The sequence below is a fragment of the bacterium endosymbiont of Bathymodiolus sp. 5 South genome (genome assembly GCF_900128535.1).
In the GTDB taxonomy this organism is placed as follows: Bacteria; Pseudomonadota; Gammaproteobacteria; order PS1; family Pseudothioglobaceae; genus Thiodubiliella.
On sequence record NZ_FQTR01000062.1, the window covers coordinates 1 to 11,476 of the forward strand.

Genomic DNA, 11,476 nt, shown 5'->3' on the forward strand with positions numbered 1-11,476 from the left:
ATCTTGGCTAGTTGTTTAAAATCGTGTTTATAAAAATCATCAGGTAGTTGGATTCTTTTTGGCATTGTTTTGTTGGTGAAAAAAATGATCATTATACACTGTTTATAGTATTGTTACTTTTTGTATTATGCTAATTTTCTCAATTGTCATTTTTAAGCTGTAAATACTGATTTTGTAGGCTTGTTCAATTTATTCTTTTTTACTCAAGGTGTTGACCATTTTTCATTATCTGCAAATTTAATGCCATTTATAGACTTGTTATAAGAGAACCAATATCACGACTGGCGTTAAACACAAACAACACAAACAACACTTCCACAGTTTGTTTATCATCTAAAACACGATAATAACTGTTGTAATTACCATATGACCAAATCCTAATTTCTTCACCTAAATCCAGTTCTTCTGAGACTTTTCCTGAATAGGGAAAAAGTGATAATGTTTTTCTTGGAGATGTCGTTAGTTCTTTAACAAAACTACCTGATCAAATAGGATTATCTAGAGCAATATAATCAGAGATTTCTAATAAACCTCTGACAGTGTTTTCTGAAAGGGCTACTGTGTAACGATTCATTTTTTATTTTTAGCATGTATTCTTTGTTCTGCCTCAACTTTTAAGGTTTTAATATAATCATCAGTTAGCTCGTGCGTCCTACCAGCTTTTGCATCAGCAAGTCCAACTTTAACACCATTTCTAATCGTCTCTCTCATAGAATCTGCTAATCCAAGTATAGCAGGTAAGTTTTCCATAGAAAGCATTACCCCAACAGGGCAATTTCTTCTTGTCACCATCACAGGTTCACGCTGAGCAGAATCTAAAAAAGCACCAAATGAATTTTGCACCTCTCTTGATGAAATAGTCTTCATAATCATGCCTCAAAAATTAATAATAATGTAACCATTACAGTTACAAATAAAAAAAGCCAAAACTTTATTAGCGTTTGTTTGCTTGAAAAAAAAGGCTTGTATTTCTACAAACCTTTTTTTAAGTATGGTGCCCGGGGCCGGAATCGAACCGGCACGCCGGTGAAGGCGCAGGATTTTAAGTCCTGTGTGTCTACCAATTTCACCACCCGGGCATGAATTGTGTAAAAGTTTTTATAGACACATTAAAAAGGGGAAATTATATACTAAGCGTCGGTAAAATTCCATTCTTTTGGGTTGATGATTGAATGGGTATTATTAAATTAATTTTTGTGGCTTTATTGGTGTTTGTGGGATTTTTCTTGTTGAAGAAATTTAGAAAACCTGTAAATACTATAGTACAACAGCCATCTACTAATAAAATGGTGGCTTGTAGCGTTTGCAATACCCACATTCCTGAAAATGAAGCCATTATTCAAAATGGTAGAATATATTGCTCAAAAGAGCATTTAGAATAAGGATTGTCTATGAAATTTTTACTTGATTTTTTTCCGATTGCATTATTTTTTGTTGTTTATAAGACCATGGGGCTGTATTCAGCGATTTATGCCATGATTGGTGCGACTATGTTGCAGATGTTGGTGGCGCGTTTGAAAACAGGTAAGTTTGAGAAAATGCATCTCATTACTTTGGGTTTGTTGGTGGTATTTGGCGGTATTACACTTGCGGTGAGAGACCCAGCATTTTTGATGTGGAAAGTGAGTGTTTTGTATGTGGCGTTTGCCTTGGCATTGATTGGTAGTTTGTGGATTGGTGAAAAAACTTTGATGCAAAGAATGGTAGGTAAGGAGTTGGATTTGCCGCAAGAAGTTTGGAAAAGACTCACTTGGTTTTGGGGCTTGGGTTTTGTTGCTATTGCGATTGTCAATGGCTATTATGTGCGTTTGGCGTTGGCAGCAAGAGAAAATTTGTTTGCTGCGACAACTTTGGATAAAAAAATAGAATTAACCGAGTTGGATTGTGTCTCGCTTGCTACTGATACTGCTGTACAATTTTGCCAAAATGCACAACAAACAGAAGCATCTTGGGTTAACTTTAAATTATTTGGCACGATGGGATTGACTTTTGTGCTTATTTTATTAACAGTTGTTTTGATGTCAAAACATCTTAAAGGAAAGGAAGTGTAAACACGATGAAACAAACACCTTTGTATCAGGCACATTTAGATGCCAATGGAAAAATGGTTGATTTTGGTGGCTGGGAAATGCCACTCAATTACGGTTCGCAATTAGAAGAGCATAATCAAGTACGACACGATGCAGGGATGTTTGATGTTTCACATATGAGTGTGGTTGATTTTAAGGGCGCTGAGGCAAAACAGTTTTTGCGTGTGTTGATTTCAAATGATGTCGATAAACTCAAAACCAAAGGCAAGGCACTGTATAGTTGTATGCTGAATGAAGCCGGCGGTGTGGTTGATGATTTGATTGTTTATTATCAAGACGACACAGACTATCGCATGGTGATTAATGCCGGTACAACAGAAAAAGACATTGCATGGATTAATACGCAAGCACAAGGTTTTGATGTGCGTGTTGAGCCTAAATTTGATTTGGCAATGATTGCCGTTCAAGGTCCGAATGCGCGCGAAAAAGTCTATCAGGCGATCCCAGGTACTGAGGGGATTTGTGGTAAGTTAAAGCCTTTTAATGCAGCCAGTTTGGGCGGGCTATTTATTGCACGCACAGGCTATACAGGCGAGGATGGGTTTGAGATTATGCTACCTTCGAGTTCGGCTGAGTTTACTTGGAAGATGTTGCTTGAAGCAGGGGTTAAGCCTTGTGGATTAGGTGCACGAGATACTTTGCGTTTAGAAGCAGGGATGAGTTTATATGGTTCAGAAATGAATGAAGAAGTATCACCCTTAGAGGCAGCACTGACTTGGACGCTAGATTTATCGGATAAGAGTCGTGCATTTGTGGGTCGAGATGCACTGGAAGTATTAAAGCAAAAGGGCGTTAACAAGACGATTGTTGGTTTGGTGCTAGCAGGCAAAGGTGTGATTCGCGACCATCAGAAAGTAATAACAAATTTGGGTGAAGGCGAGGTAACATCAGGGTCTTTCTCGCCAACAATGGGCAAAGCAATTGCGCTTGCCAGTGTGCCAAAAGGCAGTGAAGGAGTATGTGAAATTGAGATGCGTAATAAAAGGGTATCGGCTAAAATAGTCAAACCGCCTTTTGTGCGTAATGGCAAGATTTTAGTTTAGGAGATTATTTATTATGAGTGAAATTAGAGACGATAGACAATACACCGAAAGCCACGAGTGGATTTTAGACAATGGTGATGGTACCTATACAATGGGTATTACTGAGCATGCTCAAGCGTTGTTAGGGGATATGGTATTTGTTGAATTACCGAGTGAAGGCGATGAAGCCTCTGCTGAAGATGAGTTTTGTGTGGTGGAATCTGTGAAAGCAGCAAGCGGTGTTTATGCGCCGGCTGATTTGGAAGTTGTTGAGGTAAATGAAGCACTTGACGCAGAGCCAGAATTGGTTAATAGCAGTTGTTACGATAAGGGTTGGTTGGTGAAATTTAAATCAAATGCAATTGATGGTTTGATGGACGCTACTACCTATAGTGAGACACTAGATTAGTTGTTTTCGTGATTAATTCTTTGGTTGCCTACAAAGGCAAACCCGCGCGTATTTCGAGTACTGATGCTAATAAATTTGCGTTAGAATTTGCCGATGGTTCGACGCTCAAGGTTCGAGAAAAAGACTTTCGGTTTATTCATTCTGAGTTCACACAAATTAGCGATGATTGTCCGCAGGCTGATTTTTCCGTGTTGACAGAATTTCAAGAAGAAACTTTAAGCTTGCAAGAGCTTACCGAGTGGTTGTTTGATGAATTTAACGCACAAACGGCTTGGTGTACTTGTTTGTTGGTTGAAGATGGGCTATATTTCTATTGGCAAAAAGACCAAGTATTTGTGCGTCCAACAGCGCAAGTTGAAAGCGTACAGGCGAAGCGAGACGCTGAAAAATTAGCCGCTGAGAGTTTGGCACATTGCATTGACAATCTGTCTAAAAATATTTTTGATGAGCAAGATCAGTCTTATCTCAAAGAGATCGCCAGAGTAGCACTTAATCAGTCAAAAACTGCCAAAATTTTAAGCCATATTGGTGTGGAAAATTCACCTGAGGCTGCCTACAAATTACTGCTTAAAATACAATATTTTAAGCCAAGTTTTAATCCCTATCCTGCACGCTTTAACATTCCAACAGATGAAGAGATTGCTGTAGATGTACCAGTTATTGAGCGTGTTGATTTAACGCATTTATCCAGTTATGCGATTGATAATGAAGGCTCAGATGATGCTGATGATGCCATTAGTATTGATAATAATAAATTGTGGATACATGTGGCTGATGTGGCTAATATTGTGCCATCAGGTTCTAATTTAGATGTTTATGCGCAAGAGCGTGGCTCTAATTTTTATTTGCCAGAGTCCATTATTCATATGTTGCCAACTTCGGTGACAAAAGCTATTGCGTTAAGTGGAGAGTCAAATGCTTTGTCATTTTGCTTTGAGTTTGACGGTGAGAATATCAATAATATTGAAGTAATGCAAAGTAGAGTGAATGTCACTAATACGACTTACGATGAAGTAGATAAGTGGTTGGTTGCGGGTTCAAATGAGAGCCTAGTAAAGATACAAGCCATTGGTATTACTCATAAAGCATTTAGAGATAGTAAGGGTTCAATCAATCTACATTTGCCAAATGTGGATGTGCGTTTTATTGACGGCAAGGCATCAGTTACACCACAGGCGAGTAGCCCAAGTAGAGATTTGGTGGCTGAAATGATGGTCATGGCAGGGCGTACAATGGCACAATTTACCAGTGATAATCTTATCCCTGTGCCTTATGCGCTGCAAGATGAAGGTGATTTTTCTAAGGAGTTTTTAGCAAAAAAAGATACTTTGACACTAAGTGAGTCATTTTTGGCGATTAAGAATTTCAAGCGTTCTGCAACTTCTGTCAAGCCACTACTACATTATGGCTTAGGGCTACCTGCCTATTTACGCGTTACCAGTCCGATGCGGCGTTATTATGATTTGCTAGCACACCAGCAGATTATTAATTTTATTACTGACAAGCCAATGTTGAGCGTGAGTCAAGTGAAAGAGATTATTGGCTCAGTTAATGTGGCACTATCAAATGTTCACAAAGTCAGTCGCGCCAGTGATGGGCATTTTAAGTGTGTGTTTTTAATGCAAGATCCAAACTGGACAGCTACAGGCGTGGTGGTCGATATTCGAGGTGATAAGGCATTATTTATGATTCCTGACATTGGTATGATGACGCAGATTAAATTTAAAAATTTGCCTCAGTTAGATGAAGAAATTCAACTTCAAGTCAGTCAAGTGAACTTGGTGGATAGGTCAGTGAATTTCAAGGTAGTTTAATTGCTCGCTAATTTCAATAGCATTGCCTTTATTAGCATGCCAATCGCCTAAAACATAACGCGTATATTGCGCATTTTTGTGGATGTTTTGTCTGTGTGTGTGCCCATGAATTAAGTCTGAACCTGCGTATTTTTGCATCAGTTTATCTGTCGTATTTTGGTTAATATCCATAATTTCACGGGACTTGTATTGTTGTGCTGCAACGCTTTTTTTGCGCAATTGGCCACTGAGTTTAAGGCGTGTTTTTGTTGGTAAGTGCAAGAAAATAAATTGGGTGACTGGATGCTGCAAAAAACTTTTTAATCGTTGGTATTGCTTGTCATCTGTACACAATTCATCACCGTGTATCAATACATAGTTTTTACTATGAGTTTTAAGTAAATAAGGTGTATTGAATAATACGCAATTGGTTTGTTTGGCAAATTCATCCCCTAATAAAAAATCACGATTGCCACCCATGATAAAAACTTGGGTGGTTTTGCTAAGTTTTTTGAGTGCTGAGATAACACTTGGGTAGGCATCAAGTGACAAATCATCACCTAGCCAAGTGTCAAATAAGTCGCCTAAGATAAAAATCTGGTCTGCTTCTATCGCCTTTTTATGGCAGAATTTGATAAACAAGTTGGTTTTATCTGCCTCACCAGAGGTAAGGTGTAAATCTGCAATAAGCAATGTACGCATCATAAAAAGGTTATTTTTTAGCTGTTTTTTTAACAGTTGGTTTTTTAGTGGTAGTTTTCTTAGCAACTTTTTTAGTGGTGGTCTTTTTAGCGACAGTTTTTTTCTTAGTTGCTTTTTTAACAGTTGTCTTGTTAATAATCACAGCGTTTTCGGGCACATCGCCATGCATACCGTGATTAGCTGTTGATACACCGTTGATTTTATCAACAATATCTTGCCCTTCAACGACTTTTCCAAACACACAATAGCCCCAGCCATCTTGTCCAGGATAATCTAAGTAGCTGTTATCTGAGGTGTTAATAAAAAATTGTGAACTGGCTGAATGCGGCATCGTTGTTCTTGCCATTGCTACCGTGTATTTGGTATTTTTTAAGCCATTTTTTGCTTCATTTTCGATTTCAGGCGCGCCAGATTTTTCACTCATACCCTGTGTAAATCCACCCCCTTGAATCATAAAATTCTTGATAACACGGTGGAAGATTGTACCTTCGTAAAAGCCACTTTCGACATAATCAATAAAGTTTTTGGCAGTTTTTGGTGCTTTCTTAGCGTCAACCTCAATACAAATTTCCCCCATGTTTGTTTCAAAAATAATCATCGTTTTTAGCGTGTTTTAATAAAAATGTAAATTATACTTAAAAACACTCTTTCAAAAACGATTGTCTTGGCGTATAATAATTTCTTTTTTACGACACACAGATATTTATGTACGCAGTTATTAAAACAGGGGGTCAGCAATTCAGAGTTGAGCAAGGTACAACCCTAAAAATTGAGAAATTAGAAGTTGAGCCAGGTAAGAGTATTACCTTTGAGGATGTCCTAATGGTTGCTGACGGCGACAAAGTTGAAATCGGTGCACCTTTAGTAGCAAAAGCCAGTGTTGAGGCAAAAGTGGTTTCTCAAGGCAAAGGAAAAAAAGTACACATTCTTAAATTCCGTCGTCGTAAGCACTCAATGAAACAACAAGGCCACAGGCAGTTGTTCACAGAGATTGAAATTACAAAAATTAATTCGTAGGAGAATAACCATGGCACATAAAAAAGCAGGCGGTAGTACTAATAACGGTAGAGATTCCGTATCAAAACGCTTAGGTGTAAAAAGATTTGGCGGTCAAGTGGTGTTAGCTGGCAATATTTTAGTTCGCCAAAGAGGCACTAAATTCCATCCAGGTGTTAATGTTCGTAAAGGCAAAGATGACACATTGTTTGCTGTTGCAGACGGTAGAGTAACTTTCGCCAAAAAAGGTAAATTTATGCGTCAAACCGTTTCAATTGAAGCATTGTAGCATTGAAAAACAAGTGATTAAAAAAAGCGCCCCCAATGGCGCTTTTTTATTGATTAAAATAATGCCAATAATAACAAAGGATTTACGATGAAATATGCACTTATTTTTCCTGGTCAAGGCTCTCAATCACTAGGAATGTTGTCAGATTTAGCAGATAATTTTTCTGTGGTTGAGGATACCTTTGAAGAAGCAAGCGATACCTTGGGTTTTGACCTGTGGGCGTTAACGCAAAAGGATCAAGAGGGGCTTAATCAAACACAAAATACTCAGCCTGCAATGCTGGCAGCAGGTTATGCCACTTATCAAGTGCTGAATGCTGAAATGGAGTTATCTCCTATTTGTATGGCAGGACATAGTTTGGGAGAATACACAGCCTTGGTTGCCGCTGGCGCACTGCAGTTTAATGACGGCATTCAATTGGTGCATCAGCGTGCGGAACTGATGCAATCTGCAGTGCCTGCTGGCGTAGGGGCAATGGCGGCTATTTTGGGTTTGGGTGACGAAACGGTCGTTAAGATCTGTGCCGAATATTCGGGTGATGGTATTGTTGAAGCAGTCAATTTTAATGCCAATGGGCAAGTGGTTATCGCAGGCAACAAGGCAGCAGTAGATGCGACTTGTGAAGCAATGAAAACAGCGGGTGCAAAACGCGCTATCGTGTTGCCTGTGAGTGTGCCGTCACATTGTTCGTTAATGAATGATGCTGCCACTGTGTTTGCAAATGCAGTAGAGTCCGTTCATTTTAAAATGGGCGTGGTTGATGTGTTGCACAATGTTGATGCGACTAAGGCACTCAATGTTGATGAAATAAAAGCCAAGATTGTGGCACAATTACACAGACCTGTTTTATGGACTGGCACAGTGCAAGCCATGGCAGGTATGGGTGTAGAGAAGTTGATTGAATTAGGGCCAGGTAAGGTGCTTACAAGCTTAACCAAGAGGATTGAAAAATCATTAAACGCAAATGCTGTGCTGGACTTAGCCAGTGTTACAGCTATTTTACAGGAGATTAAATAATGAATAATTTAACAGGAAAAATCGTATTAGTTACCGGTGCAAGCCGAGGTATTGGACAAGCCATTGCTTTGTCTTTAGGAGCAGCAGGTGCCACTATTATTGGTACCGCAACCAGCGACAAAGGCGCAGATGCGATCAGCAATACTTTGGGCGAAAAAGGGGTAACTGGCAGAGGCATGACATTGAATGTAACCAATGATGAAAACATTTCTGAGGTCATTCAATCTGTTGTTGACATCTATGGCACAATTGATATTTTGGTAAATAATGCAGGTATTACTCGTGACAATCTATTAATGCGGATGAAAGAAGAGGAATGGGATGATATTATAAATACCAATCTTTCCTCAGTTTATAAAATGTCCAAAGCGGTATTGCGCGGTATGATGAAGAAAAAAGCTGGGCGCATTATTTCTATTGCCTCTGTGGTCGGTGCAACGGGCAATGCTGGGCAAACTAATTACGCTGCCGCCAAAGCGGGTATTATGGGCTTTACTAAATCGCTCGCTCGTGAAGTAGGCTCTCGTGGTATTACGGTGAATGCTGTTGCTCCTGGTTTTATTGCAACTGATATGACTAATGTACTGCCTGAGGCACAAAAAGCAGCTTTGGTGCAGCAAATTCCTATGAATCGTTTAGGTTCGGCTGATGAAATTGCCAGTGCCGTGTTATTTTTAGCGGGAGAGGGAGGGTCTTATATCACCGCTCAAACGCTACATGTAAATGGTGGTATGTATACGGTTTAGTGTCATTCTCATTTAGTTTAAAAGTAAGGTAATTTGTTGTGGTGGCAGACATACTTTGTCACTACAAGCCTGTAAAGTCAATTTTGCAAGGGCGAATTTTTCGTCTTTTAGTGAGAAATTGAATGTTATTTTCTCATCGTATACGGCTAATTTTTCTTGACTAAAGCCCAAATTGATGCGTTTTGCTTGTGGATAGTTAATTGTTTTAATATTATCACTAAGCAGTTGAGTGGCAATTGAACTTTTTTGCAAAACCTTGTTGGCGTTAATGTGCCAGCCTTTTTCAATGTTAAGAATGACTTGGTTATGGTTAGATTGGATTTTGATTCTGCCATCATAAGCATAAACGGTTTTTGTTAAAGCCCCTTGTTGTTTGTTACTGTAATTTTTAACAATACTGGCGTGAGCACTAGGAGCTTGATTAATTTGTGTGCTAAAACTTGATAATAATTGTTGAGCGAGTTGCTGATATTTTTTATCTTGAGTGCGAGCGGATAGCTTGTTAAGCGTACCATAGGCCACGCCATTGGCACTAAAAATTGCACCGTCATAAATTTCTTTATTGTTACTAATGCGTTTATTGTTGCTGATTTTAAAGCCAAAATTTTGCTTATCCCAAAAATTGCGAATGGCTTCATCTGTTAATTTTTGTGCTGTTGTTAAATATTTTTTATGACCAGTTGCATCATACAAATCAATTAGTCCATCAGCAAAATAAGCATAATCTTCAAAAATTGCGACTTGTGAAGTTTGGCTATCAATTTGTACGCGTTTCAAGTCGTTTTGATAAAAGTTATCCAGCAAAAAATCGGCTAAGTTTTGCGCTGTTAGTAAATATTTTTTATCAATCTCACTGGCCATAACCAGTGCTTTTAATAACAATGCATTCCACGAGAGTAAAATCTTATTATCCAGTGGAGGTTTTTTACGATGTTGTCGTGCTTGGTAAAGCTTTGCCAGTAGGGCATCAATTTTTATAAAATCAGAGGCTTGAATTTGATTAATATCTTTGAATCTAATCACATACTGTTGTTCAAATTCAGTACTGTGTGATAAATCAAAATAGCGTTCAAATTCAACAAGGTTATCACCCAAAATTGATGCTAATTCTTGACGACTCCAAATAAAAAATAAACCTTCTTCGCCATTACTGTCTGCATCAGTCGCGCTATAAAAACCTTGATTTTTATGTTGCATTTCACCAATAGCATAATCTAATGTTTGCTTAGCAATGTGCTTATAAAGGGGCTTATGAGTCAGTTGATAGGCTTTGCTATAAACCATGGCTAACTGTGCTTGATTGTAGAGCATCTTTTCAAAATGTGGAAACGCCCACGCGTTGTCGGTGGCATATCGATGAAAGTCACCAGCAACCACATCGTAAAACCCACCGCTTGCCATGGTATCTAGTGTGGTGGTGAGTGCGATTAATTTTTCATGGCTAGGATGGCGCATCTGTTCATCAATTAGCATTAACAGCTGGGATTCGTGTGGAAATTTGGGTGCATCGCTAAAACCGCCATCAAATTCATCAAAAGTTTTGAGTAAATTTTGCACCGCCAATGATTGTAAATTTTGAGGTAATTTTGTGGTTGACGAAGTTTTTTCAAGTAGTGCAAGCTTAACACTTGCAGCTGTTTTTGTAATGAGATTTTGTTCGTATTGCCAAACATTTTGTAACCGTCTAAGATTGCTAATTAGTGTGTTTTTAGGGAAATAAGTGCCTGCAAAAAATCCATCACCTGCTGGCGTTAGCACCACATTGAGCGGCCATCCGCCACTGCCTGTTAGCAATTGAGCAATGTCCATAAAATGACTGTCCACATCAGGTAGCACCTCTCTATCCACCTTGATGGCAATAAAATTTTTGTTCAGCACTTGGGCAACAGCTAAATCCTCAAAACTCTCTTCTTCCATCACATGACACCAGTGGCAAGTGGCATAACCAATAGACAAAAATATCAATTTATTTTGCTGTTTTGCCAGTTTAAAAGCTTCGTCACTAAAGCCATACCAATTGACAGGATTGTGCGCATGTTGCAATAAGTACGGTGAATTGGCTAAAATTAAATGATTGGTAAATTTGGCTTTGCCATTCTCAAGATGCCTAGTGCGCGGCTGATAATCTGTACCTTTTTGCTGGTAAGCCGTTTGTAAATCTTGATCTAAATGTGCCATAATTAATGTGGGAAAAAGAAGAATGAGTGTTACAAAGAATTTCATAACTGCCTTGTATATTCTATTGTTTTTGGCGATGAAATGTCTGTTTTGTTTTCAATTGAAATGACTACTATGGCATGTTTGAAGTGAGTTATACCAAATTCAAAAAACAACTAAACCAAAAAACTCCACTCTCTACTACACAAACTTTTAATAAAACCATCCTCACTTAGTATTTCATTCCAAGCCTGA

12 protein-coding genes, 1 tRNA gene and 1 pseudogene are annotated in these 11,476 nt (G+C 38.6%); 9 read left to right on the forward strand and 5 right to left on the reverse strand.

Translation table 11 applies throughout. From position 1 onward, the window contains the following. Positions 1-570: 570 nt before the first annotated feature. The gene (locus tag BBROOKSOX_RS06760; protein ID WP_180323896.1) at positions 571-867 is read right to left on the reverse strand and encodes a type II toxin-antitoxin system Phd/YefM family antitoxin; all 297 of its coding nucleotides are present in this window, start codon (positions 865-867) and stop codon (positions 571-573) included. A gap of 125 nt (positions 868-992) precedes the next feature. After that, a tRNA-Leu gene (locus BBROOKSOX_RS06765) sits at positions 993-1,079 on the reverse strand. A 93-nt stretch (positions 1,080-1,172) separates the two neighbouring features. Here BBROOKSOX_RS06765 and BBROOKSOX_RS06770 point away from each other — a divergent pair. The 5 genes from BBROOKSOX_RS06770 to BBROOKSOX_RS06790 are packed head-to-tail and all read left to right on the forward strand — an operon-like array spanning position 1,173 to position 5,335. Then, a complete protein-coding gene (locus BBROOKSOX_RS06770; protein ID WP_139660459.1) occupies positions 1,173-1,382 on the forward strand; it encodes a PP0621 family protein in 210 nt (69 codons plus the stop codon). 9 nt (positions 1,383-1,391) lie between these two features. After that, a complete protein-coding gene (locus BBROOKSOX_RS06775; RefSeq protein WP_139660460.1) occupies positions 1,392-2,051 on the forward strand; it encodes an inner membrane-spanning protein YciB in 660 nt (219 codons plus the stop codon). Between the two features lie 5 nt (positions 2,052-2,056). After that, positions 2,057-3,133, forward strand: coding sequence for a glycine cleavage system aminomethyltransferase GcvT (gene gcvT, locus BBROOKSOX_RS06780; RefSeq protein WP_139660461.1), 1,077 nt, complete (start codon positions 2,057-2,059; stop codon positions 3,131-3,133). 13 nt (positions 3,134-3,146) lie between these two features. Further along, positions 3,147-3,521, forward strand: a complete 375-nt coding sequence (gcvH, locus tag BBROOKSOX_RS06785; protein WP_139660462.1) for a glycine cleavage system protein GcvH — start codon at positions 3,147-3,149, stop codon at positions 3,519-3,521. A gap of 8 nt (positions 3,522-3,529) precedes the next feature. Beyond that, positions 3,530-5,335, forward strand: a complete 1,806-nt coding sequence (locus BBROOKSOX_RS06790) for a ribonuclease catalytic domain-containing protein (RefSeq protein WP_139660463.1) — start codon at positions 3,530-3,532, stop codon at positions 5,333-5,335. On the opposite strand, the gene BBROOKSOX_RS06795 is transcribed toward BBROOKSOX_RS06790, so the two are convergent. Both BBROOKSOX_RS06795 and BBROOKSOX_RS06800 read right to left on the reverse strand, forming a co-directional pair. Further along, positions 5,312-6,016, reverse strand: coding sequence for a UDP-2,3-diacylglucosamine diphosphatase (locus BBROOKSOX_RS06795; protein WP_257607793.1), 705 nt, complete (start codon positions 6,014-6,016; stop codon positions 5,312-5,314). The genes BBROOKSOX_RS06790 and BBROOKSOX_RS06795 overlap by 24 nt on opposite strands. A gap of 115 nt (positions 6,017-6,131) precedes the next feature. Then, positions 6,132-6,614 (reverse strand): annotated as a pseudogene (locus BBROOKSOX_RS06800) (peptidylprolyl isomerase); the annotation flags it as partial. A gap of 107 nt (positions 6,615-6,721) precedes the next feature. On the opposite strand from BBROOKSOX_RS06800, the gene rplU reads away from it, so the two are divergent. The 4 genes from rplU to fabG all read left to right on the forward strand — a co-directional run bounded on the left by rplU (position 6,722) and on the right by fabG (position 9,064). Further along, entirely contained in the window at positions 6,722-7,033 is a 312-nt protein-coding gene (gene rplU / locus BBROOKSOX_RS06805) for a 50S ribosomal protein L21 (protein WP_139660466.1), read from the forward strand. Between the two features lie 10 nt (positions 7,034-7,043). Continuing rightward, a complete protein-coding gene (gene rpmA, locus BBROOKSOX_RS06810; RefSeq protein ID WP_139660467.1) occupies positions 7,044-7,301 on the forward strand; it encodes a 50S ribosomal protein L27 in 258 nt (85 codons plus the stop codon). 87 nt (positions 7,302-7,388) lie between these two features. Next, positions 7,389-8,318, forward strand: coding sequence for an ACP S-malonyltransferase (gene fabD / locus BBROOKSOX_RS06815; protein ID WP_139660468.1), 930 nt, complete (start codon positions 7,389-7,391; stop codon positions 8,316-8,318). Then, complete coding sequence (gene fabG / locus BBROOKSOX_RS06820; protein WP_139660469.1) at positions 8,318-9,064, forward strand: 3-oxoacyl-ACP reductase FabG; 747 nt, start codon at positions 8,318-8,320, stop codon at positions 9,062-9,064. Before fabD ends, fabG begins: the two co-directional genes overlap by 1 nt. Positions 9,065-9,076: 12 nt before the next feature. On the opposite strand, the gene BBROOKSOX_RS06825 is transcribed toward fabG, so the two are convergent. Next, positions 9,077-11,287: a thioredoxin domain-containing protein gene (locus tag BBROOKSOX_RS06825; protein ID WP_139660470.1), complete on the reverse strand. Its 2,211-nt coding sequence runs from the start codon at positions 11,285-11,287 to the stop codon at positions 9,077-9,079. Positions 11,288-11,476 lie beyond the last annotated feature (189 nt).

Coding starts and splice junctions, on each gene's coding strand:
- BBROOKSOX_RS06760 (WP_180323896.1), bottom strand. CDS start 867: ATGAAGACTATTTCATCAAGAGAGGTGCAAAATTCATTTGGTGCTTTT.
- BBROOKSOX_RS06770 (WP_139660459.1), top strand. CDS start 1,173: ATGGGTATTATTAAATTAATTTTTGTGGCTTTATTGGTGTTTGTGGGA.
- BBROOKSOX_RS06775 (WP_139660460.1), top strand. CDS start 1,392: ATGAAATTTTTACTTGATTTTTTTCCGATTGCATTATTTTTTGTTGTT.
- gcvT (WP_139660461.1), top strand. CDS start 2,057: ATGAAACAAACACCTTTGTATCAGGCACATTTAGATGCCAATGGAAAA.
- gcvH (WP_139660462.1), top strand. CDS start 3,147: ATGAGTGAAATTAGAGACGATAGACAATACACCGAAAGCCACGAGTGG.
- BBROOKSOX_RS06795 (WP_257607793.1), bottom strand. CDS start 6,016: ATGCGTACATTGCTTATTGCAGATTTACACCTTACCTCTGGTGAGGCA.
- rplU (WP_139660466.1), top strand. CDS start 6,722: ATGTACGCAGTTATTAAAACAGGGGGTCAGCAATTCAGAGTTGAGCAA.
- rpmA (WP_139660467.1), top strand. CDS start 7,044: ATGGCACATAAAAAAGCAGGCGGTAGTACTAATAACGGTAGAGATTCC.
- fabD (WP_139660468.1), top strand. CDS start 7,389: ATGAAATATGCACTTATTTTTCCTGGTCAAGGCTCTCAATCACTAGGA.
- fabG (WP_139660469.1), top strand. CDS start 8,318: ATGAATAATTTAACAGGAAAAATCGTATTAGTTACCGGTGCAAGCCGA.
- BBROOKSOX_RS06825 (WP_139660470.1), bottom strand. CDS start 11,287: ATGAAATTCTTTGTAACACTCATTCTTCTTTTTCCCACATTAATTATG.